The following is a 23,548-nucleotide window of genomic DNA, read 5'->3' on the forward strand; positions in this document are numbered from 1 at the left end:
GCTAGCTGCTCGATCAATAGCCGTACTGCATGCTCTGCTGCACGTTGCTCTTGTCATAGAACCGGTCGGAGACCTTGACCCACGTCGGGATCTTTTCGCCCTTCGCGAAACGTTGCGCGACGTCGCAGGCAAGCGGGCCGAAGAACGGGCTCGATTGCACGCTCGCGCCGAGTTCGCCGGCCGCGATCGCGTCGAGGCCACCCTTGGTGCCGTCGATCGTGACGATCTGGATGTCCTTGCCCGGCTGCTTGCCGGCCGCCTTGATCGCGGCGATCGCGCCGAGCGCCATTTCGTCGTTATGCGCGTAGACCGCGGTGACGTCCGGATGCGCCTGCAACAGCGTCTCCATCACCTGGCGACCCTTGTCGCGCGCGAAGTCGCCGCTTTGCGACGCGATGATCGTCATGCCCGGATTCTTCGCGATGACTTCGTCGAAGCCCTTCTTGCGATCGTTCGCGGCGGACGCGCCGGTCGTGCCTTCGAGTTCGATGATCTTCGCCTTGCCGTTGGTCGCCTTGACGAGCCAGTCGGCGGCGCGGTGGCCCTGGTCGATGAAGTCCGAGCCGATGAACGTGATGTAGTCGCGGCCCGCTTTCGCAACCGACTGGTCGACGTCGCGGTCGACGAGGATCACCGGAATGCCGGCCTTTTTCGCCTGCAACACGATCGGTGCGAGCGGCTTTTCTTCGCGCGGCGGGAACACCAGCAGATCGACGTGCTGCGCGATCATGCTTTGAATGTCGGAGACCTGTTTGGAGTTGGAGCCGTTGGCGTCGGTCATCACGACCTGCCAGCCGCATTTGGCGGCGATGTCCTTGAAGCTCTTGGTTTCCGCGAGACGCCACGGATTGTTGCTTTCGGTCTGCGCGAAGCCGACCTTCAGCGGCGTCTTGGTGGACAACTTCGGCAATGCATCGTCGGCGTGCGCGGTGGCGACGCCGAGACCGATTGCGAGTGCCAGCAGCGAACCTGCCAGCGGACGAATCTGCTGCTTGCGCGCGAGTTTGCGCGATTGCGTGTTGAGCGACGCCATGTCTTCCTCCAGTACCTGGTGAGGTAGGTTGTATTTGCTTTTTGTGTTGCTCGTAATCGGTCAGCGCAATTTTTCGCCCGACCGGTTGTGCCGATTATTCCACCTGGAATTATTATCGGTCAATCACTAATAATATTAATTATTGGCTTTTTTGCCTCGGTAATTACCCTGACCGACGCGCGTTCGACGAGCGGGCCGTCGAGCTTGACCATCCGATGCCGCACCGGCGCGCCGGCCGCGCGGTTGTGTTCCTCCTGCAGCAGTGTTTCGACGGCCCAGCGCCCCAGTTCGTAGTTCGGCAGCACCACCGTCGAGAGCGGCGGATGCGTGTGGCGCGCGATTTCCTGGTCGTCGTAGCCGAGCACCGATACGTCTTCCGGCACACGCAAGCCGAGTTGCTTCAGCGCTTCGATCGCGCCGATCGCGGTAAGGTCATTCGCGCAGAAAATGGCGGTCGGCGGATTGGCTTCGCGCATCAGCGAGAGCGTCAGTTCGAAGCCGAGGCCCGAGCTCCAGTCGCCGTCGCGCACGAGTTCCGGTGCGAAAGGCAGGTCGGCGGTGGCAAGCGCGGTGCGGTAGCCTTTCAGCCGGTCTTTCGACGCGTCTTGCCACGGCTCGCCGTTGATGTAGCCGATCCGCCGATGGCCCGCTTGCAGCAGATACTCGGTGGCCAGATGGCCGCCCGCGACCTCCGCCGGCACCACCGACGAAAAGCCGCCTTCGCCCGTGTAGCAGTTCAGCAGCACGGTCGGCACCTGCGAGAGCGCCGCCGGCGGCGTCACCTTGCGCGTGTAAACGGTCGCGTAGATCACGCCGAACACATGCGGATTCGCAAGGATCGTGTCGAGCACCTGCTTTTCGATGTCGGCATTGCCGTGCGTCGAATAGACCGCCAGCATCTTGCCGCTTGCATAGGCCGCGTCGCGCGCGCCGTCTGCGTTGACCACCGGGTGCGGACTGGTCGAGATTTCGTCGGCCAGATAGACGATCAGATTGCGCTCGTCGGTCGAGGCCGCGACCGGCTCGCGCAGCGACAGCCGGTAGCCGAGATCGTGCGCGGCCTTCAGCACCTTGTTGCGGGTGGCTTCGGAGAATTTCGCGCCGGTGGCGTTGTTCAGCACGAGCGAGACAGTCGATTGCGACACGCCGGTGAGCTTGGCGATGTCGGTCATGGTCGGACGGCGTTGAGTTGATTTTTTCATTGGGCAGGCCGCGCTGCGGCGGCGCAAAAGCTGAGACATGCCGTGGGCATTCGTGGTGCTGACGGTACCACTAATAATATGCGCCCGGCAACGCGCGGTAACCCGCCATTTGGGAGCCTTTGATGAATGCCCCGCTCGCATCCTTACGATAAATTTATTACTAATAATATTGACCGCTGCGCTTTGTCGTGCGATTCTCGGTCGCGCGGACATTGAAGGTCCGCCGGTCGCGCGCTGGGCGCGGCACGTCACAGAAAGCACCTTTCATGTGACCGGCGTCGGTGCGGTGAAGCACTCGTCCCGGTCGACACAGGAGACACCGATGCGCGTTATTGCCGCCATCCGCCCGAGGCCTCGCCTCTTTTGATCATGCGCGACGTTTCCCTGAATCCGATCCGACCACTCGCGCCGGAGCTCGCGTGGCTCGACGATGCGGCGCTGGCCACCACGCTCGTCACGCTGACGGCGGGCTCGCTGCGGGCCGTGCTTGCCCCCGAAGTGGGCGGCGCGCTCGCGGCCTTCTACGAAGTCACGCCCGATGGTCCGTTGCATTGGCTGCGGCCCGCCGTGCCCGCCGCGTTCGAACAACGCGATCCGCTGCGGATGGCGAGCTTTCCGCTGTTCCCCTACTGCAACCGGATTCGCGATGCGCGTTTCGAATTCGACGGCGGCACCGTCGACCTGTCCGGCAACGACGCGCGCTTCGCGCATGCGCTTCATGGCAATGCGTGGCGGCATCCGTGGCAGGTGGGAGCGCGCACCGCCAGCTCGGTGGAGCTTCACTTCGACCATGAGCCCGATGCGCGGGTGCCCGGCGATTGGCCGTTTCGTTATCGGGCGCAACAGCGCATCGAGTTGCGCGATGGCGCGTTGCGTATCACGCTGTCCGCGCAGAATCTGGCCGGGCGGCCGATGCCGTTCGGCATGGGCCATCACCCGTACTATCCGCGCACCGCAGAGACCCGCGTGTACGCCGACGTGCAGGCGATGTGGCACGCCGACGCCGACGTGCTGCCGACGCATCTCGGCCCGCATCCCGCCGTCGACGCGTTGCGCGAAGGGATGTCGCCCGATGCGTTCGACCTCGACAACAACTTCGCGAACTGGACGCGCGAGGCGACGATTGCGTGGCCCGACGAAAACCGCCGCCTGACGATGACCGCCGACGCGCCGTTCGATCACATGGTGGTGTTCGCGCCGGCCAACGATGCGCAACTGTGCGTGGAGCCGGTGACGAACACCACCGACTGCTTCAACGCGGTCGGCATGCAGGAGTTGGTGGGCGGCTGTGTGCTTCAGCCGGGCGAGGAGATCGCCGCCACGCTGAAGTGGACGCCGCAACGCGGGTAAGGCGTAGGGCCGGGTTGTGTATTGATGTCCATGCTCTTGCCTGTGTACGTTTTCGTATGCAGGCGCGCGGGCAGGACGAGCATTCAACCAGGCGCGACCATCCGGAAGCGTTCAGCAAAACAAAAAGGGCGGCCCAAGCCGCCCCTTCCACCTGAACCAACCCGCGTTATTCCACGCGCAACCGGGCCATGTATGGCAAGTGATCCGACAGCCACGCGGTTTCCTGCGTCGGCTGGATCCACTCGATCGGCCGCATGCCGCGCACGAACATCTTGTCGAGCGCGAGCGCCGGCGAGAAGGCCGGAAACGTGCGGCCCGATTCGCCAAGCAGCGTCGCCACTTCATGCATTCCGTGTTCGCGAAAGAGCGGCACCGAATCGTTGCGCCAGTCGTTGAAGTCACCGGCCAACACCAGCGGACCGTCCGGCGCTTCCTTCTCGATCCAGTGCGCGATCCAGTTCATCTGCCGCAAGCGCGCCGGCCGCGTGAGCGCGAGATGCGCGCACAGCAGCGTGACCGAGTGGCCGCCGAAGGTCGCTCGCGCCACCAGCAGGCCGCGCTTTTCGAAGCGATGAGCGGAGATGTCCCAGCGTCCGCCGAGATCGAGCGGATGCGGCGACAGGATCGCATTGCCGTGTCGCCAGGACGGCTTGAACACGTTCGGGCCAAGCGCCACTTCGAGTTCCAGTGCGCGAGCGATCTCGGTGGCCTGGCAGTGCCAGACATCGTTCAAAGGATCGTCGATCGGTGAGCCGAAGCTGCTTGCCAGCACCGGCGACGGCATGCGCCGCGCCATTGCTTCCTGCAAAAAATAGGCGTCGGCGTGAGTCGACTGGACCCAGCGCTGCATCGCCTGCCAGGCCTGAAAGCCGAGCGGTGTGCGGCCTTTGTGAAGGTTCCAGCTCACCGCGACGAAATCGTTCGGCGCGAAGTTCTCGCGGATCAATTCTTCTGGGTTTCGCATGCCGCGTTATCCACGTGTTCTGTTTGAAGGCTTGAGTTGGGTGCGCGTCGCTCGCATCACATCACTTCGCGTCACTGGCGCCGTCCGCGAGACTGGCTCGCACGCGGTAGACCAGGTTCGGATTCGCGTCGACGAGCGTCCAGCTCGCCCACTGACCGGGCGTCACCAGCAGGCCCGGATGGCTCGCGTTCACCTGGCGCGGCTGCGGCGGCAACTTGCAACCGATGTCGGTTTGCCGGGCCGCGGCGTCCTCGAGCGTTTCCTGAGTGTCGATCGACAGCATGATCTCGTTCGCATCCGCGCGCAGCGGCGAGACGGTCAGCGTGCGCGACAGATCGATACTGCCGGCGGGCTGGTCTTTGCAGCCGACGTTATGCTGCACTGTCCGGTGATGCGTGTCCGTGCGCGCCTGGCCGACCGTGGTCGTCGCGTCGAACGCGTCGATCTGCTGGCCGTCGCTGATCACCTGTAACTGCCATTGCACCACCTGCTGCGCCGGCCGTTGTTGTGCGTTCGCAAGCAACGAAGTGCCAAGCAGCATGGCGACGATACTGGTTTTCCACATAGAAGGAATCTCCGGCTCTAGCTTGGCCTGAATGGTCAGGAGCCATCTTACCCCTGATAGCGGCAACGGTTTTCTGACACTTCAGAGGCGGCCGGGTTCAGCAACACAACATTGCGGATAAGGGCAGCAATTCCGGGGAGGCTTGATTCGCGGGCCCGGCCGGAAGCTGCCTGTTGTTAGCAGCAGAGCGGCAGGACTGCTGGCTTGCAGATGAATATGTCGTCGTTACACTGGACTTGAAAACGGCGCCCACGAGGCGCCGCCGCAGCAGGACCAGCCAGACGGGGTGAGCGATGACAACAGCAATGGTCAAACAGGAAATCGCCGTGGCATCTTTCAGCCGGGTGTACGACCTCGATCAGGTCGAGACCGCGCTGAACGATCTCGGCGACGGCGCCAACGACGCGCTGCGCGCAACGTACGAGAAGATGCTGAAGACCGGCAATCTGCGCTTCTGCGTGAAGCCGAACCGGATGCCGTCGATCGACGATCTGATCGCCGCGCTGCCGAATTTTTCGGCGCCGCTCGACGACATCCGCAAGCAGGTCGCGTTGTGTCTCGAGACCGAAGACCGGCTCGAACTGATGCCGATCCTGCTGCTCGGCGACCCCGGCATCGGCAAGACGCACTTTGCAAAACAGTTGGCGCGCCTGCTCGGCACCGCTTACCAATACGTGGCGATGAGTTCGCTGACGGCGGGATGGATTCTGTCGGGCGCGTCGTCGCAATGGAAGAACGCGAAGCCGGGCAAGGTGTTCGATGCGCTCGTGAACGGCAGCTACGCGAACCCGGTGATCGCCGTCGATGAAATCGACAAGGCCACCGGCGATTCGCAATACGATCCGCTCGGTGCGCTGTACGCGCTGCTTGAACACGACACGGCGCAGAGCTTCATCGACGAATTCGCCGAGATTCCGATCAACGCGGGCAACGTGATCTGGATCGCGACGGCCAACGACGAGCGCTCGATTCCCGAGCCGATCCTGAACCGGATGAACGTGTACGAGATTCCGCCGCCGGATCGCGACGGCGCGCGGCGCATCGCTCAGGCGATCTACAACGAGATCCGCTCGGCGCACAACTGGGGACTGCGTTTTCCCGACGTGCTCGGCGACGCCGCGCTCGACGCGTTGAAGCCCGCGTCGCCGCGTGAAATGCGCCGCGCGATTCTGAACGGCTTCGGCGCGGCGCGGATCGATGGACGCGATTGCATCGAAGCCGGCGACATCCGGCTCGATTACGGAAATCGGCGAAAACCGATTGGTTTCTGAGCAAATTTGCCCCTTTTTCGCACCAAAGTCGCCCTCGGGCGGCTTTTTTTCGTTCCGGGAGGGCAATCTCTGCTGGAAACGAAGTGAATGTCGCAGCAATTGTTGCTGTTTTTGAGATGTACGCGCGGCATGCGCGGCCAGCGAGTTGAATCAGAATCCGTACGCGCCGATTTCACCCGACAGCGTGAGCGCCACCGCCGGCAACGGTCCAAAGGCGGGTGCCGAAGTGAAGGCCGAATTTGCTGAAGCGCGCGCCAGCGGTCAGTTGAGCCTGAACCCCGATCGCGCCGGTGCATGCGCAGCAAGCCGCACTCGACAGCTATACACCGCCGCGCGCACAAGCGAGGACCGGTTTGATCGCGGCCGCGCATCGTACGCTCGGCACGCGGAGCACGCAGAACTGAGCGAGAACTGAGCGGCCTTTGCATCGGCCTGTTCTTGGGGCGAGTCCATCCATGCATCCATGTCCGCTCCCCGTCGAAGGCACGCCTCATGTTCATTGGATCCGCGAAGAAGCGAGCGCCCTGAGCTTCGACGGCGTACACTGAATCAGTCCGGCCGGTACGCTTGAGATGCGCTCAAGACCGAATGCCCGCAGTCGTTCCGACTGGCGGGCATTTCTGTCTGTACGGCGTCGTACAATTTTGCGTTGCGGTTGCGAAAGGGCAGGTGCGTTCGACAGCGAGCGGTGAGCGGCGCGCGAGGATCACATCCTGTCTTCCTCTCTATCGGATGAACGAGGCAGTGCGCGGCGAAGCCTGCCGCGTCAAGGGACATGGACCAAATCGAATGTGTAGTGATCGGCGCGGGCGTGATCGGTCTCGCGGTGGCGCGCGCGCTGGCGGCGCGCGGGCGCGAGGTGATCGTGCTGGAAGCGGCCGAAGCGATTGGCGTGGGCACCAGTTCGCGCAACAGCGAAGTGATTCACGCGGGCATCTACTATCCACGCGGTTCCCTGAAAGCCGCGCTCTGCGTGCGCGGCCGCGAGATGCTCTACGACTATTGCACCGAGCGCAACGTCCCGCATTCGCGTTGCGGCAAGCTGCTGGTTGCCACCTCGCGCAACCAGGTACCGCAGCTCGAAAGCATCATGGCCAAGGGGCGCGACAACGGTGTGCTCGATCTGATGCGTATCACCGGCGACCAGGCGCAAGCGCTCGAACCGGCGCTCGAATGTGTCGAGGCGGTGTTCTCGCCGCAGACGGGTATCGTCGATAGCCATCAATTGATGCTGGCGCTTCAGGGCGACGCGGAACGCGACGGCGCGGTCTTCGCGTTTCATGCGCCAGTGACCGCAATCGAGGCGAACAATGGACGCTTCGTCATCACCGTCGGCGGCGATGCGCCGACCACGATCAGCGCCGCGTGCGTGATCAACAGTGCTGGACTCCATGCGAACAAGCTGGCCCGCAAGATCCGTGGACTCGACGCGCGTCACGTGCCGCCACTGTATCTGGCGCGCGGCAACTACTTCAGCATCTCGGGGCGCGCGCCGTTCAGCCGGCTGATTTATCCGATGCCGAACGAGGCCGGGCTCGGCGTGCATCTGACCATCGACCTCGGCGGCCAGGCGCGCTTCGGTCCCGACGTCGAATGGGTCGACGCGATCAATTACGACGTCGATCCGCGTCGCGCGGATTCGTTTTATGCAGCGATTCGCGCCTACTGGCCCGCGCTTCCCGACGACGCATTGCAACCCGCGTATGCGGGTATTCGTCCGAAGCTTTCCGGCCCGGGCGAGCCCGCCGCCGACTTCGTGATTCAGGGACCGGCCGCGCATGGCGTGCGCGGGCTCGTCAATCTCTTTGGCATCGAGTCGCCGGGTTTGACGGCGTCGCTCGCGATTGCACAGCGGGTCTGCGAGTTGAGCGGCCGCGCCTGATCGGCTGACGTTTGACCGGTTCACACTTGAGCCGGTCGCGCAATCCTCTGGGCAGACGCGGGCCTGCGCGACTCATCGGTACTTCACACTCCGTAGCCGTCCGCTCGTCGAGGGCGGCGGCACAGTGCGCTGTACCGATTCGCTTATCTCTATCATTTGGGGCGTCACGCGCGACGGCTTCGTTGCTATGCTTGGGGACCGCTGTCACTAGAACGGCGATCAGTTCATAAACGGAGTGAGTCCCCATGAAATCTTCCCGTCGTACGTTTTTGATCACCAGCATAGGTGTGGCATCCACGTTCGCTCTGTCGCGTCAGGCTTTTGCCGATGCGCCGAAAGTCGCCGAAACCGATCCGACCGCACAAGCGCTCGGCTACAAGGAAGACGCGAGCAAGGTCGATAAAGCCAAGTTCGCCAAGTACGCCGCCGGCCAGGACTGCGGCAACTGCAGCTTCTACCAGGGCAAAGCCACCGACGCTTATGCCGGCTGCCCGATGTTCGCGGGCAAGCAGGTCTCGAGCAAGGGTTGGTGCAGCGCATATAACAAGAAGAGCTAGGCATGCTTTCGCGCGGCACCTGGTCAGTGTCGCGCGAGATGCGCCGCAACATCGCGGTGCCCGATCGAAGTCCGATCGACGAGGCGTCTTCCGTCACGTGCGGCAGACGCCTTTTTGCCGCTTGAAAACGGCTTGCGCGCTCTTTACACTCCAAGGCGATCACGCACGCTGGTTCTGTTTTAGGCTCTGGCGCGCTCACGCGTTTGTACGCGCGACGGCGTGCGCAACGATCTACGTCGAGCACTTTTCGCAGGCTGGAGATTCGCATGACACCCGCGTCGAGAAGTCTCAATACACGTGCCGTCGTCGCTGCTGTGATCGGCAATGCGCTCGAATGGTATGACTTCACCGTGTTCGGATTCCTCACGGTGGTAATCGCCCAATTGTTCTTCCCGGCAAGCAACGACTACGCGTCGCTGCTGCTGACCACCGCGACCTTCGGCGTCGCTTTCGTGATGCGGCCGATCGGCGGCATCGTGCTCGGACTCTACTCGGATCGCGCGGGGCGCAAGGCGGCGTTGTCGCTCGTGATCGCGCTGATGACGCTCGGCATTCTGCTGCTCGCGATTGCGCCGCCGTACTCGGCGATCGGCATTGGCGCGCCGCTGATGATCGTGCTCGGGCGTCTGTTGCAGGGCTTTTCCGCCGGCGGAGAATTTGGCAGTTCGACGGCCTTGCTGATCGAAGCGGCGCCGTTCTCGAAGCGCGGCTTTTACGGCAGTTGGCAGATGGCGAGCCAGGCGGCCGCGCTGCTGCTCGGCGCGCTGGTTGGTGCGCTGATCACGCGCGGCTTGCCGCCCGACGCGTTGAAATCATGGGGCTGGCGCGTGCCCTTCGTTCTGGGTTTGATCATCGGGCCGATCGGCTTTTACATCCGCCGGCATCTCGCCGATTCCGACGTCTTTCTGCTCGCGCAAAAGACCGCGCCGCGCGCGACGCTTGGCGAAGTGTTCAGAAGCCATAGCCGTGACGTGCTGTGCGGACTCGGCTCGGTGATCGCGCTGACCGTGACGATCTATGTGCTCATCAGCTATCTGCCGACCTTCGCCGTGAATCAACTGAAGCTGCCTTACGCGCAATCGTTTTATGCGGTGATCGTCGGCAATCTGCTGTTGACGGTGCTCTCGCCGCTGACCGGCGCATGGTCCGACAGGATCGGGCGCAAGGGACTGTCGCTATGGTCGCTGACGATTACGCTCGTGATCATCTATCCGCTGTTCGTGTGGCTCGCGGCGGCGCCGAGCGTGTCGAAACTGATTCTCGTGCAGGCGCTGCTGTCGATCACGCTGTCGGGTTACTACGGTCCGTTCGGCGCGCTGATCGCCGAGCTGTTTCCGGCCAACGTGCGCTCGACCGGGTTATCGCTCGCGTACAACATCGCGGTGATGATGTTCGGCGGGTTCGGGCCGTTCATCGTGACGTGGCTGATCAACACGACCGGCTCGCCGCTTGCGCCGACTTATTACGTGATGGGTGGTTTGGCGCTGTCGATCGTCGCGGTCGCGTGCATTCCCGGCAAACGGCATGTGGATCTCGATGCGCAGCGTAAGGCGGCTTGAGGGGCGGGCGGCCTGGATGGCTTCTTCTTTTAACTAACTCCGCGCCTTCATCAACGGCGGCCGCTTGTCGAACCACGGCCGTGCCGCTTCAAGTTGCGCCGCGAGCCGTAGCAGCGTCGCTTCGCCACCAGCCCGCGCCGCGAATTGCACGCCGACCGGCAGTCCGCGCGCATTCCAGTAAAGCGGCACCGACATCGCCGGTTGCCCGCTCAGGTTGAACAACTCCGTGCATCCGGCCCACGCGAACGCCTTGTTTGACGCTTCATTCAGGAGTCTTTTCAGCAGCGCTTCGAGCGGCATCGCGGTGACGGCGCGCATCTGTATGCGTTCCGCGGGAGTCGGCTGCATCTCGCCGATCTTGATCGGCGGCGCGGCCAGCGTCGCGCACAGAACCGCGTCGTAGCGATGCAGCAGGTCGGTGAGGCGCTCGGTGATGCGCCGCTGTTCTTCGAGCGCGCCGGGCAGGCCGCGTTCGCCGAGTTTGCGGCCGACATGCGCCATCGCCCACGTCGAGATTTCGAACTCGGCGCGCTGGGGCTTATGCCCGCTGATCCGTTCGGCGTTCAGCACCAGGTCTTCCGCAGTCACGGACCACAGCGTGAGAAACGCATGACGCACGCTCGCGAAATCGATGCCGAGCGACACCGGCTCGATGTTATGACCGAGCGAGCTGGCGAGTTGCGCGGCGTCTTCGAGCGCGGCGCGCGAGTCGGCGGAGAGCGTCGGCGCCAGCATCGCTTCGGTGACGTACGCGATGTTCAGCGGCTTGCACGGCTCGCGGCTCGCGCCGAGGAAAGTGCCTGGCGCGCCGAGCGGCCGGTCCGCGTTACCGGCCAGCAGATCGAGCAGCAACGCGCTGTCGCGCGCGCTGCGCGACAGCGCGTGATCGATGCCGAGTTCTCCCGCGCCCGCCGGCGTCGCGCGCGGTACGCGTCCGCGTGAAGGCTTGAGGCCGAACAGTCCGCAGCACGAAGCCGGAATGCGGATCGAGCCGCCGCCGTCCGACGCGTGTGCGAGCGGCACGATGCCCGCAGCGACGGCCGCCCCCGCACCGCCGCTTGAACCGCCCGGTGTATGGTCGAGATTCCACGGATTGCGGCACGCGCCAAATAGTTCGGGCTCCGTATAAGGCATCTGGCCGAGTTCAGATGTGCTGGTTTTCGCGAAGATGTTCAGGCCGGCCGCTTTCGCGAGCGTGACCACCGGCGCGTCCTGCTCGGGAATGAAGTGGCGGTAATGGCGGCTGCCCATCGCCATGCGCAATCCGGCGACCGGCGCGCCGAGGTCCTTGATCAGAAACGGCACGCCTGCCAGCGCGCTCTGTGCGCTCGTGTTATCCGGACTCGTCGCGCCATTGGCTCTATTCGCGTCGTTGCGCGATGCGCGTTGGCGCGCCGCATCGTAGTCTTTCAGGACAATCGCGTTGATCGCGGGGTTGACGGCTTCGGTACGCGAAATCGCGACGTCGAGCAATTCGCGCGCGCTAGCCTGGCGGGTGCGCACCAGTTCGGCGAGGCCGATGGCGTCGTGGGCGAGATAGTCTGAGTGCACGGCGGATGGGTCCTCGCTTTCGAGTGTGAATTCTGCCGATGGTCCATGTATGCGATGCCCCTGCTCTGCCGGGTTTCCCGTCGCCCGGATCGTCGTCGCGCATGGAAAAAGACGGCGTGTCGCCGACACGCCGTCTTCGAGAGAGTAACCGAGTTGCACGCGAGCATGACTCACGCGAATTCAGAAGCGCAAATTAAATACGCGTACTGAAGACGCCTGGATCGGAACGCGCGCTGCTTCTATCACTCACAGACTCACAGACGTTCGCCGAGGAACGTCAGCGTGCGGCCATGCGCCAGGGCCGACGCGCGCTGGTTATACGAAGCGCGGTCCGAACAGTTGAAGCCGTGATCGGCGTTCGGATAAATGTTGAACTCGACGTCGGTGCGGCCGGCGAAGCGTTCCTGAATCTGGCCGACGTCCGACAGCGGGATATGCGCGTCGAGTTCGCCGTAATGGAACTGCATCGGCACCTTGATGTTCGGCACCTGATCGAGCTGGTTCTGGATGCCGCCGCCGTAATAAGCCACCGCGCCGTCGACCGTGCCTTGCGCCGCGGCCAGATACGCGAGCCGGCCGCCGAAGCAGTAGCCGATGGCCGCAACCTTGCCGGTGACTTCCGGCATCGTGCGCAATGCCGCTGCGGCTGCGCCGATATCGGCGACGGCCTGATCGAGATTGGTCTTCTGCATCAGTTCGATGCCCTTGTTGCGATCCGCGCCGTCGTACGTCAATTCGACGCGTGGCTGCACGCGCCAGAACACGTCCGGTGCGAGCGCGACGTAGCCGTCTTGCGCGTATTGATCCGCGACCGAGCGGATGTGGCTGTTCACGCCGAAGATTTCCTGAATGATGATGACGGCCGGACCCTTGCCGCCTTTAGGCAGTGCGAGGTAGCCGCCGAAACTGTCGTTGCCGGCGGGGATGTCGATCCATCGGGAAGTCGTGCTCATGGGGTTCTCCGTAGGCCTTGCGCGAGAGTGCGCGAGGCCGGTCTTAATGAAATGCCAGAGGCCAGAATGCCTGAAGCGGCGGTTAGTGTGCCATCAAAAGAACCGCCTTGCAGTGGGCCTGGGAGCGGGTTGGCGAGCCGTATCGCGAGGCGTTGTTCTCGTAAGGCGATTGAAACGATCTCGATAATTCATTTTTCCGGCAAGGCTCGCGTCGTTAGAGTCGGATGTGATCGCTCGCCCGTGTCGCGAGCCGATTGTCGCGGAAAGGAATAGATCATGAGTGAAGGCAATTTTGTGACGCCGTTCGCGCAGCGTTTTGAAATGCGGGTGCCGCTGGTGCAGGCGCCGATGCTCGGCGGCGCTAGCACGCCAGCGATGGTGGCGGCGGTGTCGAATGCGGGTGGGCTTGGTTTTCTGGCGGCCGCGGGACTGTCGCCCGAGAAGATCGCGAGCGAAGTCGCGGCGATTCGCGCGCTGACCGATCGGCCCTTCGGTGTAAATCTGTTCGTGCTCGAACCGGCCGCGCCGGACGACGCCATCGTGCGGCGCGCGCTCGAAGCGATCGATCCGTTGCGAGCCGAACTCGGTTTGCCGCCGGGGCAGCCGCTAGAACGCTACGCGCCGGATTTCCGTGCGCAACTGGACATGCTGATCGAACTGCGGGTGCCAATCGCGAGCTTCACATTCGGCCTGCTTTCTTCCGACGACGTCGCCCGCTTGCACGCGAATGGCCTATATGTAATAGGCACCGCGACGCACGTCGCCGAAGGCATCGCCTGGCGCGACGCGGGCGCCGATGCGATCACGGCGCAAGGCGCGGAGGCGGGCGGCCATCGCGGCACGTTCATCGGTGCATTCGACGATGCGCTGATCGGGACCATGGCGCTCGTGCCGCAACTCGTCGACGCAACCGGCCTGCCGGTGCTGGCCGCTGGCGGCATCGCGGACGGACGCGGCATCGTCGCCGCACTAGCGCTAGGCGCGCAGGCGGCGGCGATAGGCAGCGCGTTTCTCACCTGTCGCGAAAGCGCGATCCCGCAGGCATGGAAAACCCGCGTGCGCGCGATGTCCGACACGTCGACCGCAGTCACGCGAGCGATCACCGGACGCCATGCGCGCGGCATACGCAATCCGTTGATGCGACGCTTGAGCGAAACGATGGACAAGATCGCGCCGTATCCTGTGCAGAATGCTTTGACGCAGGAACTGCGTCAAAGCGCGGGTCGAGCGCAGAACGGCGACTATCTTTCGCTCTGGTCGGGGCAGGGCGCCCCGCTTGGCCGTGCGCGCAGTGAAGATCTCGGCGCCGCTGAATTGGTCGCACAACTCGGAGAGGAATGGCGTGCCGCAACGGCACGGATCGCCTCACTCAAAGATTGATCCGGCAGCACGTGAAGCGCGTCTCGCAATCGATTGCGGCGCGCTTATTTTCTAAGCACAAAAGCGGTTCGAATCACTAACGGTTTTAGCCGCGAAAAGTGCCAAGCCGCACCTTTTAGAATAAAGCCTCACCTAGCGGAAACCCGCATGGGCAGCCGCTTTCCAGCCGGTCGATCCAGTCGGAACCTGCCTCGCTGGGATAAACGCTATTGGTGTTCATCCCACTTTCTCAAAAAAGTCCCACAAATTAATTTGATCACCTACACTTGCGCGCAAGTACGGGTTGCCGCCTGCCACAAACAGACCGGCAAACGTGCTGGCCAAGTGCATGAACGATGCAACCGGCGTGATCGTCCACGGGACTGAGCGACACGTGTTGGGGAAGCGGGGGCACAGGGCGATTACGTTGTTTTTGGGACCGAAACTGGAGACTTACATGAACATCAAGATTCAAAAGCTGTTGCCGATCAGCGCTGCGGCCATGCTGTTCGCGACGTTGGCAACATCGGCTGCGGCCGACACGGTCGTCAAGATCGGTCACGTCGCGCCGTTGACCGGCGGGATCGCTCACCTGGGTAAAGACAACGAAAACGGCGCGCGCCTGGCAGTTGAGGAAATCAACGCCAAGGGCCTGACGATCGGTGGCCAGAAAATCACGCTGCAACTCGATCCGCAAGACGATGCGGCCGACCCGCGCACGGCAACTCAAGTCGCACAGAAGCTGGTCGACGATAAGGTTGTTGCAGTCGTCGGTCACTTGAACTCGGGCACGTCGATTCCGGCGTCGAAGATCTATAGCGATGCGGGCATCGTGCAGATCTCGCCGTCGGCCACGAACCCGGCCTACACGCAACAAGGTTTCAAGACGACGTACCGCGTCGTCGCGACCGACGCGCAACAAGGCCCGGCGCTGGCTAACTACGCAGCGAAGGGCCTGAAAGTGAAGAGCGTCGCGATCGTCGACGACTCGACCGCTTACGGCCAGGGTCTCGCGAACGAATTCGAGAAGACCGCCAAGTCGCTCGGCCTGAACGTGATGTCGCATGACGCGACCAACGACAAGGCTGTCGACTTCCGCGCGATTCTGACGAAGATCAAGGGTGAAAACCCGGATGCGATCATGTACGGCGGCATGGATGCCACCGGCGGCCCGTTCGCGAAGCAAGCCAAGCAACTGGGCCTGCGCGCGAAGGTGCTGGCAGGTGACGGCGTCTGTACCGACAAGCTGTCGGATCTGGCCGGCGACGCAACCGACAACATCGTCTGCTCGGAAGCCGGTATGGCGCTCGAAAAGATGTCCGGCGGCCCGGCGTTCCTCGCCAAGTATCAGAAGCGTTTCGGTCAGCCGATCCAGATCTACGCTCCGTTCACGTATGACGCGGTGTACATCATCGTCGACGCGATGAAGCGTGCAAACTCGACCGATCCGGCGAAGATTCTCGCAGCGATGCCGGCAACGGACTACAAGGGTGTGATCGGTGAAACCACGTTCGACTCGAAGGGCGACCTTCAACACGGCGTGATCTCGCTGTACAACTACAAGTCGGGCAAGAAGACGTTGCTCGATGTTGTGAAGATGTAAATCCGCGCGACTGGAGACGGCTTATAGCTTGTCTTCGGTCAACTGGTTGGAGGGGCACGCTGCCGTGAGGCTCGCGTGCCTTTTCTTTTGGGCGCCGGCAAAGCGGTTCGATCAACGATTTCTACATGATCGCGATAACACTTCGCACAATTGCGCGGCACTCGCGGCGGTGTGGGCGCACGTGCCGGTCATTGGCGAATATCCCGATGGCGCGTCGCCGGATACGGATGTTTTCTGGATGGGACCGGCAGCCATCCCACCGCCGTTTCATCACGATCTGACCAATCACTTCATGGCGCAGGTAATTGGCCGCAAACGGATCAGATGGTGCCGTTCTCGGATACGCAGCATATGGCTAACCGTCTGCGTTGTTATTCGAAGGCGGACGGCCGCGCGATCCACTACGAACGTTTTCCGTCGATGCGTTATGCGCATTTGATCGAATGCACGCTGGCGCCCGGCGAATTCCTGTTTCTGCCGATTGGCTGGTGGCATTACGTGGAAGGACTCGACGCATCGGCGACGATGACGTTCACCAATTTTCTGCGGAGCAACGATTTCTCGCGTCCATACGCTGCGTATCACGAACTATGAAGCACGGCCGTGGCATGTTGTTTTGAGTCGCGGTATTCAAGCATGCCGCCGGAAACCTGGATGGCGCAACGGATGCGGGCTTGAGAGGAGGTGATGAGGGCGCTTGCGCTCACAATGTGTCGACGACCACCCCGCCACACGTCTCCCGCGTAATGTAAGGCAGCAGGCTTTCGCATGGCATGGCGTGGCGTCGCCGGGTCGGCGCAGGCGCTGGCCCCACGCGCCCGAGCGTCAGATCTTCAAGCGCCGCAACACCTTCGGACCAGCAATCGCGATCGATGCGGAACACACGGCGACAACCGACAACCCGATCGTCAGATTGGTCACCTGCGTCACCGCGCCGATGATCACCGGTCCGAGCAGCAACCCGAAGTACGCCAGCCCCGCGACGTGCGCGAGTCCTTCGGCTGCGTGGACGCCCTTCACGTTCGCCGCCGCCGCGAACAACACCGGCATCATGTTCGCGAGGCCCAGGCCGATCAGCGCGAAGCCGATCAGCGCCGCGACCGAGTTCGGCAGCAGCAGCGCGTCGACCATGCCCGCGCAGGCGAGCGTCGCGCTCATCATCACGAGTTGCGGCGCGCCGAAGCGGGCACGCACCGCGTCGCCGGCAAATCGCGCTGCCGCCATGCCACCCGAGAAAGCCGCGTAGGCCGCGCTCGCGAGCGCAGGCGTGGCCAGCACGACATCGCGCATATAGACGGTCGCCCAGTCGTACATCGCGCCTTCCGCGATGAGCGCGACCAGCGCGATCGCGCCGAGCGCCCACAGCGCCGGCGAGCGCCAGCGGCTCGCGCGCGGCGTCGCGGAGTCCGGGTGCTCGGCGTGCGGCACATGCGGCAAGACGGACGGGCAGGCAATCACAAGGACCAGCGCGCTGACCGCGGCGGCCAGCGCCAAATGCAGCGCCGGCGCCATGCCGCGCGACAGCAACGCGCCGCCGGCCGCCGCACCGAACATCCCGCCGACACTGAACATGCCGTGCAGCGCCGACATGATCGGCTTGCCGAGTGCTTTCTCGACGGCGCTGGCCTCGGCGTTCATCGCGACGTCGAGCGTGGCCATGCCCGCACCGAAGATGGCCAGCACGACCAGCAGCATCCAGTACGCCGGCACGATCAGAATCAGCGCCGCGCAAACCGCCATCACGAGGCCGCCGGTGAGGCACGCGCGGCGCGTGCCGACCCGCGCGATCCACGAAGCATTCGCCGCCATCGCGCCGATCGAGCCGCCGGCCACGGCTAGCAGCGCAAACGACAACAGCGCCGCGTTCAGATGGAAGCGGTCGCGCACCGTCGGCACATGCACTCCCCACGACGCGTACATCATGCCGGCGATGAAGAACACCGCCATCGTGGCGTAACGGGCTCGCTGCCGCGCGGTATCGGGCAGGTCGCGGTGAGCGGCGGGGAGGGCGGCGAATTCGGCGGATTGGTGGTCGGGCACTGAGATCTCGTGGACGGATATCGCGCGAGAAAGCGCGATGAAAGCGGATTTCCGATTCTATCGAAGCGGGCTGTCTTATGCTTGCAAGGCAGGCGCAGGATGCTGGCGATGAACCGGCATCGGCGTGACAGGCGGTGGAAGCGGTGCGCCGTTCCGTCGGGTATGTCCGCCCATGCGTTTTCTCTGCGGTTTTTTCTGCAATTCGCCGCCCCTTTACCGCTCCATCGAGGTACGCGCTCTTGAACATCCCCGCTCACGCTCCGCTGCATCTGCTGCACACGGCCGCCGTCGGCACGCTCGCCACGCACGCGCGCCAGCCGGAAGGCTTTCCGTATCCGTCGATGTTGCCGTTCGCGCCGGACCCGCAGCATCGCCCGACGATTCTGGTGAGCCGGCTCGCCGAGCACACCCACAACCTGCACGCCGACCCGCGCGCCGGCTTTCTCGCGGTCGACGCCCCCGACGGCGACGTGCTGAGCGGCCAACGCGTGACGCTGCTGGGCAACTTCGAACCGGTCGACTCGACCCCGGAAGTGGTGCGACGTTACTTGCGGTATCACCCGGACGCGGAGCGCTATCTCGTCCTCGGCGACTTCACCTTCTGGGCGATGCGACTCGAACGCTTGCGCTATATCGGCGGCTTTGGCGCGATGGGCTGGCTGGACGGCGCCGACCTCGATCCATTGCCGCCACTCGGGTTCGACGAAGAGAATGCGCTTATCGAGGAATTCAGCCGCGCCAGCGGCGGCGATCGCACGCTTGAACTGCTCGGCGCCGATCGATACGGCGCGGATCTGAAACGGGCGGGCGCACGCGAACGATTCGCCTTCGACGACGCGAAGCTGGATTTCCAAACCTTGCATGCGGCGCTCGAAGTTTGCATCCAACGCCATCGCAATTAAGTTTTATCTCATTTCGCGAAACACGTATAAGCCAATAGCGGCGGCATACAGTCGTCGCAATATGATCTGACGGCTCATATCGAAAGCTTTCATGGCATGAAATGTTGATGCCGTTTCGCTATCTTAATTTTCATTTTCTGAGAAATAATCTCTAAATACGCGGGTGGACTGCGGTTTTCAGCAGCGTACGAAATTAGCTATTTGAAAGGAAATGGGCGCGACTCAGCGCAGTCTTAGTGCGGCGCGAAATTTTTTGAAACGACTTTGGATTAATTTTTCGCGCCCACTTTTGTAGGCTTTCTATTTTGTGTTAATCTCGCCATCAAATTCCGAGGCATGAACACCTTCAAAGGGCAAGCCGGCTTAAGACTGGCAGTCATTTATCCAAACAAACAAGGGAACCTATGTCTTCCTACAAGGAACTACTCGCTCAGCGCGAGAAGCTTGAAAAGCAGATTGAAGAAGCGAAGTCGCGCGAATACGCGGAAGTGTTGAATGAGATCAAGCAGAAAATGGCCGACTATGGCATTTCGCTGACCGAACTCGGCGGTGGCCGCGCGCCGAAGGGCGGTGCTAAAGCCGCTCGTCCGCGCGCCGGCGTCGCACCCAAGTATCGCGATCCGGACAGCGGCAGCACGTGGTCGGGTCGTGGCAAACCGCCGCGCTGGATCGCAGGTCTGGATCGTGAGAAGTTTCTGATCCAGAAGTAATGCCGTTGGCCGGGCAATCGTGCCCTGGCCTGCCGGCGATACGAATAGCTCACTCGGTGCGCCCCGCGCGCATTGTATGTTGTAGCCAAAGAAAACCGCGTACCGGTCAGGACGCGGTTTTTTGTTGGGCAGCGCCTTTGCGTGATGTTTCGTCGCATGTGCGTCGTGTGGTTGAAACGCGAATGCTTTTCGTTTAGATAAGCGATTGATTTAAAAGGATTTTATTGATATTTCGACGCGCGATTGGAAGCGCGGCGGGTAGAATACGGGGATTGAACTTTTCACCACGTTTCTAAGATGCCTTCTGCTGCCATCGCCCAATCCGCCGAGAAACATCGTGTTGCGCGCAAAAGTACCTTTGTGAGTATTGCGCTCAATGCGGTGTTGATGACGCTGCAAATCGTCGTCGGGGTGTTTGCGCATTCGCAGGCACTGGTCGCCGACGGTATCCATTCCCTCGCCGATCTGATTTCCGATTTTGTCGTGCTGTTTGCCAATCGACATAGCGGCGCGAAGCCCGATGCCGATCACAATTACGGCCATAGCCGTTATGAAACGGTGGCTTCATTATTTTTGGGCGGGTCGTTGATTGCGGTTGGCGTGGGGATGTTATGGCGCGCCGGAACGCGACTCGCCGATTTGCAAAGCATTCCCGCCGTCCATGCAAGTGCGCTTGCGGTTGCGGTGCTCGTGCTGATCTCTAAAGAGCGCCTGTTTCGCTACATGCTGCGCGAAGCGCAGCGTGTGCGTTCGGCCATGCTGATTGCGAACGCGTGGCACGCGCGCTCGGATGCGGCGTCGTCGCTGGTGGTTGCGATCGGCATTGTCGGGAGTCTGGCCGGCGTTCGGTTGCTCGATCCGATTGCCGCGGCGATCGTCGGCTTCATGGTCGCGCGCATGGGCTGGATGTTTGGCTGGGACGCATTGCAGGATCTGTCCGACCGCGCGCTCGACGAAGCCGCCTCCGCCGACGTTCGCGCACAGCTGCTCGCCACGCCCGGCGTGCGCGACGTGCACGAAATGCGCACGCGCAAGATGGGCGACTTCGCGCTCGTCGACGCGCATATCCTGGTCGATCCGTTGATCTCTGTGTCCGAGGGGCATTACATCGCCGAGTCAGCGCGGCTGCGCGTGTTGACCGACAACCGCGTGCTCGATGCGTTGATCCACGTCGACCCGGAGAACGACGCAGTGGCGCACCCGCCGGTCGATCTGCCGACGCGGGAGCGGGTGGTCGCGGAGGTGAACGCGGCGTTGGCGGCGGGCGGTATGCAAGCCGCCGCGGTCAACATTCACTACCTGAGCACGGGGCTCGACGTACAGGTGGTGCTACCGGCCGCGCATTCTCGCGCGGTGGACAGCGGCAGCGTCGGTGGGGCGGCGTTCGGCCCAGTCGATCTGAGCGGGCTCCAGCGCCGCTTGGGCGCCCGCAAGGTGGAAGTCTTGCAGGAAGCGGGCGCGGTCCGGACAGAAGCCGCTGACGGGGCGAGGGACGCAACCTCGCCCGCAACGAACGATCACGCCAAAGCTGTGGAACCGCATAACGCCGGATGACTTCGGCGTCGGAGAAAGACAAACGGCGCGCCCACGAGCGCCGGCATTAACCCCATCGAACCATCACAGCGGCAATTGCGTGTCGAACTTGATTTCGCGCAACACGACGCTCGTGCGTACCTGCGCGACAGCGGGAATCTTGAAGATGCGTTCGTGCAGAAAGCTGTCGTACGCCTTGATGTCGGGCGCAACGATCTTGAGGATGTAATCGGACTCGCCGGTCGTGCTGTAGCACTCGGTCACTTCGGGGCAGGTGGCGATTTCCCGCTCGAACTGTTCGACGCCACCCTCGGTATGACGCGTCAGGTGGATATGCGCGAGCGCGCACACGTGCAGTCCGAGCTTTTCCCGATCGAGCAGCGCCGTATAGCGCTGGATGACCCCCGACTGTTCCATGTCCTTGATGCGCCGCCAGCATGGCGTGCTCGACAGGCCGACCTGGTCGGAAATTTCTTGCACCGAGCGGCGCGCGTCGAGCTGCAGCAGGCGCAGGATTTTTTGTGAGAACGTATCGAGTGTCAACTGCGCCTCCGTGTGCGTCGCCGTATCAACGCATGGTAGAGGGCGCGAAAACGAAACGCAATGTAAAACGGCCTCGACGAGGGAGATTACCTAATTTGCCGGTTCCTCAGCGGCGTTTTGTCCTGTGCCGTCCCCATCTTTAGCGGCCGCGAGCAGCGCTGCCTGGCTCGCCCGCAGATCCTTCAGCATGTTGCAGAAAAGCGCGCCCTGTTCGATCGCGTCGTCCAGTGCGACGTGCGTATGCGGATGCTCGTCGAACCAGTGTTTCGGAAAGCGCGGCTTGATGTTCTTGCGATACGGCAGGCCGGTCATCGCGAACGCGAGCGTCTTGATGTCGAGCGCCGACCACGAAAACGGGCAGCGGCCGACGAACCGCATCATGTACCAGAACATGTAGGTGAAATCGAAGCCGGCCGGCATCGCGACGAACACCGGTTTGCCAGGGAGTGCCTCGACCCAGTCGACATACGCCGCGAGCGCCGCCTCGGGCGTCTGCAAATCCTTGCGGCACGCCGCCCACGCGTCCGGCTGCGTCTTCCACCACGCTTCCTGCACTGGATGCGGCGTGGCGCCTTCGAGCAATTCGAGATTCGCCGAGAAGGTGGCGATCAACTGCTTGTCTTCCGTGTACGCGGCGGACGCGAAACTGAGCATCGAATGCGGGCCGGGAATCGGGCCGTCCGCTTCGACATCGGTGCTGACGTAGATTTCGCTCATGCCTGCACCCCGTCGGCAACGTACGGATTGCTGCGGCGTTCCGCGCCGAATGTCGAGGTGGGACCGTGGCCCGGCACGAAGGTGACGTCGTCGCCGAGCGGCCAGAGTTTTTCGCGGATCGAGCTCACCAGGTCCGCGTGATTGCCGCGCGGAAAATCCGTGCGGCCGATCGAGCCGGCGAACAGCACGTCGCCCACCAGCGCGAGCCGATGCGCGCGGCTGAAAAACACCACGTGGCCGGGTGTGTGCCCGGGGCAGTGGTAGACCTCAAGGGTTTCGTCGCCGAACTGCACGGTCTCGCCGTTCTGCAGCCAGCGGTCCGGTTCGAATGCCTCGGCGGCCGGAAAGCCGAAGCGCGTGCTTTGATCCGGCAGTTTGTCGAGCCAGAAGCGCTCGTCCGGATGCGGGCCCTCGATTGGCACGCCGTAGTGCGCGGCAAGTGTTTTGGCGCCGGCGCAATGATCGATGTGGCCGTGGGTCAGGAAGACCTTTTCGACTGTCACGTTCTGCCGCGCGATCTCGCCCTGGATGACGTCGAGGTCGCCGCCCGGATCGACGACGGCCGCGCGGCCGGTCGCCTCGCAAACGAGTAGCGAGCTGTTCTGTTGAAACGGCGTGACGGGGATCAAAGTGACTTTCATGGATGACGGCGCCGCTGGAAAAACGTTGATTGTACCGGCGTCTCCCTCGTCGTCGCCGAGGCGTTGAAGGCCCGCCGCTGCGGGCTTTCGTCTGCTCATTTTTGCGACAAACGTGAAAATTCATCAAGCTTTTCAGGTGCTTGGCATCTCATTTTTTTCTTTTAGGTATAATGCACCCCATGCACAGGTCACTGTGTTGTCACACGGCGATGCGTCCCCATCAAAAATGGGAGCGCGGATCGCCATTCAAGTATGGGCTGTCGCGTTTGTCGACGGCCATCAAGTATCGATGCGTTCGATGCACACGTCTTGCCCAGCCAGGTGCCACGCGCCTGCAACGGACTTAACTGCCGTGACGCTGGGTGGGGCCTACGCCGCCGTTCCTGTGCGCTGAGTTCTCGCGCGCAAGAACGTGTTTGCCACGTTCGATGGCGGCATGTGGGGTCTGGTCAGGCTGCCGGGGACAGGTTGCGCCAGACGTGAAAATTAACCGTGCGGTAGCGGCCGAATGGGTCGCATCCGGGCTTTGACGTACTGCGCTCGTCTGCGCGGCGCGTTGTCGTCCATTGCCGCCGGAGTCGCAGGCAACACGCCTAACTTTCGCGTGATGCGG

At 62.9% G+C, this 23,548-nt stretch carries 21 protein-coding genes; 11 read left to right on the top strand and 10 right to left on the bottom strand.

The window, feature by feature from the left end; translation table 11 throughout:
- Positions 1-13 precede the first annotated feature (13 nt).
- Positions 14-1,033, bottom strand: a complete 1,020-nt coding sequence (locus BGI01S_RS18160) for an ABC transporter substrate-binding protein (protein ID WP_042327341.1) — start codon at positions 1,031-1,033, stop codon at positions 14-16.
- A gap of 119 nt (positions 1,034-1,152) precedes the next feature.
- On the bottom strand, positions 1,153-2,205 hold the full coding sequence (locus tag BGI01S_RS18165; protein WP_042327342.1) for a LacI family DNA-binding transcriptional regulator: 1,053 nt from the start codon (positions 2,203-2,205) through the stop codon (positions 1,153-1,155).
- Positions 2,206-2,604: 399 nt separating this feature from the next.
- Here BGI01S_RS18165 and BGI01S_RS18170 point away from each other — a divergent pair, with 399 nt between their 5' ends.
- The gene (locus tag BGI01S_RS18170) at positions 2,605-3,585 is read left to right on the top strand and encodes an aldose 1-epimerase (protein ID WP_084585417.1); all 981 of its coding nucleotides are present in this window, start codon (positions 2,605-2,607) and stop codon (positions 3,583-3,585) included.
- 166 nt (positions 3,586-3,751) lie between these two features.
- On the opposite strand, the gene BGI01S_RS18175 is transcribed toward BGI01S_RS18170, so the two are convergent.
- The gene (locus BGI01S_RS18175; protein ID WP_042327343.1) at positions 3,752-4,549 is read right to left on the bottom strand and encodes an endonuclease/exonuclease/phosphatase family protein; all 798 of its coding nucleotides are present in this window, start codon (positions 4,547-4,549) and stop codon (positions 3,752-3,754) included.
- 61 nt (positions 4,550-4,610) lie between these two features.
- Positions 4,611-5,114 carry a hypothetical protein gene (locus BGI01S_RS18180; protein ID WP_042327344.1) on the bottom strand — a complete coding sequence of 168 codons (504 nt, stop codon included), beginning with the start codon at positions 5,112-5,114 and terminating at the stop codon, positions 4,611-4,613.
- Between the two features lie 293 nt (positions 5,115-5,407).
- On the opposite strand from BGI01S_RS18180, the gene BGI01S_RS18185 reads away from it, so the two are divergent.
- The 4 genes from BGI01S_RS18185 to BGI01S_RS18205 all read left to right on the top strand — a co-directional run bounded on the left by BGI01S_RS18185 (position 5,408) and on the right by BGI01S_RS18205 (position 10,383).
- Complete coding sequence (locus BGI01S_RS18185; RefSeq protein ID WP_042327345.1) at positions 5,408-6,385, top strand: AAA family ATPase; 978 nt, start codon at positions 5,408-5,410, stop codon at positions 6,383-6,385.
- A 775-nt stretch (positions 6,386-7,160) separates the two neighbouring features.
- Positions 7,161-8,267 carry an NAD(P)/FAD-dependent oxidoreductase gene (locus BGI01S_RS18195; protein WP_042327347.1) on the top strand — a complete coding sequence of 369 codons (1,107 nt, stop codon included), beginning with the start codon at positions 7,161-7,163 and terminating at the stop codon, positions 8,265-8,267.
- Positions 8,268-8,512: 245 nt separating this feature from the next.
- A complete protein-coding gene (locus BGI01S_RS18200; RefSeq protein WP_042327348.1) occupies positions 8,513-8,824 on the top strand; it encodes a high-potential iron-sulfur protein in 312 nt (103 codons plus the stop codon).
- Between the two features lie 266 nt (positions 8,825-9,090).
- Positions 9,091-10,383 (top strand): MFS transporter, encoded by a 1,293-nt coding sequence (locus BGI01S_RS18205; protein ID WP_042327349.1) that lies wholly within the window; start codon positions 9,091-9,093, stop codon positions 10,381-10,383.
- 33 nt (positions 10,384-10,416) lie between these two features.
- Here BGI01S_RS18205 and BGI01S_RS18210 read toward each other — a convergent pair whose 3' ends face one another.
- Entirely contained in the window at positions 10,417-11,934 is a 1,518-nt protein-coding gene (locus BGI01S_RS18210; protein ID WP_042327350.1) for an amidase, read from the bottom strand.
- A 254-nt stretch (positions 11,935-12,188) separates the two neighbouring features.
- The gene (locus tag BGI01S_RS18215; RefSeq protein ID WP_042327351.1) at positions 12,189-12,887 is read right to left on the bottom strand and encodes a dienelactone hydrolase family protein; all 699 of its coding nucleotides are present in this window, start codon (positions 12,885-12,887) and stop codon (positions 12,189-12,191) included.
- Between the two features lie 276 nt (positions 12,888-13,163).
- Here BGI01S_RS18215 and BGI01S_RS18220 point away from each other — a divergent pair, with 276 nt between their 5' ends.
- From BGI01S_RS18220 to BGI01S_RS31135, 3 genes are all read left to right on the top strand, one after another.
- A complete protein-coding gene (locus BGI01S_RS18220) occupies positions 13,164-14,267 on the top strand; it encodes an NAD(P)H-dependent flavin oxidoreductase (RefSeq protein ID WP_042327352.1) in 1,104 nt (367 codons plus the stop codon).
- Positions 14,268-14,703: 436 nt separating this feature from the next.
- On the top strand, positions 14,704-15,849 hold the full coding sequence (locus BGI01S_RS18225; protein WP_042327353.1) for a branched-chain amino acid ABC transporter substrate-binding protein: 1,146 nt from the start codon (positions 14,704-14,706) through the stop codon (positions 15,847-15,849).
- A gap of 351 nt (positions 15,850-16,200) precedes the next feature.
- Positions 16,201-16,443 (top strand): cupin-like domain-containing protein, encoded by a 243-nt coding sequence (locus BGI01S_RS31135; protein WP_232624321.1) that lies wholly within the window; start codon positions 16,201-16,203, stop codon positions 16,441-16,443.
- A 231-nt stretch (positions 16,444-16,674) separates the two neighbouring features.
- Here the strand turns inward: BGI01S_RS31135 and BGI01S_RS18235 are convergent, their stop codons facing one another.
- A complete protein-coding gene (locus BGI01S_RS18235; protein ID WP_042327354.1) occupies positions 16,675-17,889 on the bottom strand; it encodes an MFS transporter in 1,215 nt (404 codons plus the stop codon).
- Positions 17,890-18,128: 239 nt separating this feature from the next.
- On the opposite strand from BGI01S_RS18235, the gene BGI01S_RS18240 reads away from it, so the two are divergent.
- The 3 genes from BGI01S_RS18240 (at position 18,129) to BGI01S_RS18250 (ending at position 21,055) form a co-directional block, all read left to right on the top strand.
- Positions 18,129-18,791, top strand: coding sequence for a HugZ family pyridoxamine 5'-phosphate oxidase (locus BGI01S_RS18240; RefSeq protein WP_042327355.1), 663 nt, complete (start codon positions 18,129-18,131; stop codon positions 18,789-18,791).
- Between the two features lie 404 nt (positions 18,792-19,195).
- Positions 19,196-19,501 carry an H-NS histone family protein gene (locus BGI01S_RS18245; protein ID WP_042327356.1) on the top strand — a complete coding sequence of 102 codons (306 nt, stop codon included), beginning with the start codon at positions 19,196-19,198 and terminating at the stop codon, positions 19,499-19,501.
- Positions 19,502-19,798: 297 nt separating this feature from the next.
- The gene (locus BGI01S_RS18250) at positions 19,799-21,055 is read left to right on the top strand and encodes a cation diffusion facilitator family transporter (protein ID WP_042327357.1); all 1,257 of its coding nucleotides are present in this window, start codon (positions 19,799-19,801) and stop codon (positions 21,053-21,055) included.
- Positions 21,056-21,118: 63 nt separating this feature from the next.
- Here the strand turns inward: BGI01S_RS18250 and BGI01S_RS18255 are convergent, their stop codons facing one another.
- The 3 genes from BGI01S_RS18255 to BGI01S_RS18265 all read right to left on the bottom strand — a co-directional run bounded on the left by BGI01S_RS18255 (position 21,119) and on the right by BGI01S_RS18265 (position 22,935).
- Complete coding sequence (locus BGI01S_RS18255) at positions 21,119-21,577, bottom strand: Lrp/AsnC family transcriptional regulator (RefSeq protein ID WP_012431468.1); 459 nt, start codon at positions 21,575-21,577, stop codon at positions 21,119-21,121.
- A gap of 90 nt (positions 21,578-21,667) precedes the next feature.
- Complete coding sequence (locus BGI01S_RS18260) at positions 21,668-22,294, bottom strand: 3'-5' exonuclease family protein (protein WP_042327358.1); 627 nt, start codon at positions 22,292-22,294, stop codon at positions 21,668-21,670.
- Positions 22,291-22,935: an MBL fold metallo-hydrolase gene (locus BGI01S_RS18265; protein WP_042327359.1), complete on the bottom strand. Its 645-nt coding sequence runs from the start codon at positions 22,933-22,935 to the stop codon at positions 22,291-22,293. The genes BGI01S_RS18260 and BGI01S_RS18265 overlap by 4 nt, the downstream gene beginning before the upstream one ends.
- Positions 22,936-23,548: the final 613 nt, after the last annotated feature.

Source organism: Paraburkholderia ginsengisoli NBRC 100965 (assembly GCF_000739735.1).
Taxonomy (GTDB): domain Bacteria; phylum Pseudomonadota; class Gammaproteobacteria; order Burkholderiales; family Burkholderiaceae; genus Paraburkholderia; species Paraburkholderia ginsengisoli.

Excerpts from the sequence above, each read along its gene's own strand:
- BGI01S_RS18225 (WP_042327353.1), top strand. The coding sequence starts at position 14,704 with ATGAACATCAAGATTCAAAAGCTGTTGCCGATCAGCGCTGCGGCCATG.
- BGI01S_RS18205 (WP_042327349.1), top strand. The coding sequence starts at position 9,091 with ATGACACCCGCGTCGAGAAGTCTCAATACACGTGCCGTCGTCGCTGCT.
- BGI01S_RS31135 (WP_232624321.1), top strand. The coding sequence starts at position 16,201 with ATGGCTAACCGTCTGCGTTGTTATTCGAAGGCGGACGGCCGCGCGATC.
- BGI01S_RS18170 (WP_084585417.1), top strand. The coding sequence starts at position 2,605 with ATGCGCGACGTTTCCCTGAATCCGATCCGACCACTCGCGCCGGAGCTC.
- BGI01S_RS18165 (WP_042327342.1), bottom strand. The coding sequence starts at position 2,205 with ATGACCGACATCGCCAAGCTCACCGGCGTGTCGCAATCGACTGTCTCG.
- BGI01S_RS18215 (WP_042327351.1), bottom strand. The coding sequence starts at position 12,887 with ATGAGCACGACTTCCCGATGGATCGACATCCCCGCCGGCAACGACAGT.
- BGI01S_RS18260 (WP_042327358.1), bottom strand. The coding sequence starts at position 22,294 with ATGAGCGAAATCTACGTCAGCACCGATGTCGAAGCGGACGGCCCGATT.
- BGI01S_RS18185 (WP_042327345.1), top strand. The coding sequence starts at position 5,408 with ATGACAACAGCAATGGTCAAACAGGAAATCGCCGTGGCATCTTTCAGC.
- BGI01S_RS18180 (WP_042327344.1), bottom strand. The coding sequence starts at position 5,114 with ATGTGGAAAACCAGTATCGTCGCCATGCTGCTTGGCACTTCGTTGCTT.
- BGI01S_RS18250 (WP_042327357.1), top strand. The coding sequence starts at position 19,799 with ATGCCTTCTGCTGCCATCGCCCAATCCGCCGAGAAACATCGTGTTGCG.
- BGI01S_RS18245 (WP_042327356.1), top strand. The coding sequence starts at position 19,196 with ATGTCTTCCTACAAGGAACTACTCGCTCAGCGCGAGAAGCTTGAAAAG.
- BGI01S_RS18160 (WP_042327341.1), bottom strand. The coding sequence starts at position 1,033 with ATGGCGTCGCTCAACACGCAATCGCGCAAACTCGCGCGCAAGCAGCAG.
- BGI01S_RS18220 (WP_042327352.1), top strand. The coding sequence starts at position 13,164 with ATGAGTGAAGGCAATTTTGTGACGCCGTTCGCGCAGCGTTTTGAAATG.
- BGI01S_RS18200 (WP_042327348.1), top strand. The coding sequence starts at position 8,513 with ATGAAATCTTCCCGTCGTACGTTTTTGATCACCAGCATAGGTGTGGCA.
- BGI01S_RS18175 (WP_042327343.1), bottom strand. The coding sequence starts at position 4,549 with ATGCGAAACCCAGAAGAATTGATCCGCGAGAACTTCGCGCCGAACGAT.
- BGI01S_RS18195 (WP_042327347.1), top strand. The coding sequence starts at position 7,161 with ATGGACCAAATCGAATGTGTAGTGATCGGCGCGGGCGTGATCGGTCTC.
- BGI01S_RS18265 (WP_042327359.1), bottom strand. The coding sequence starts at position 22,935 with ATGAAAGTCACTTTGATCCCCGTCACGCCGTTTCAACAGAACAGCTCG.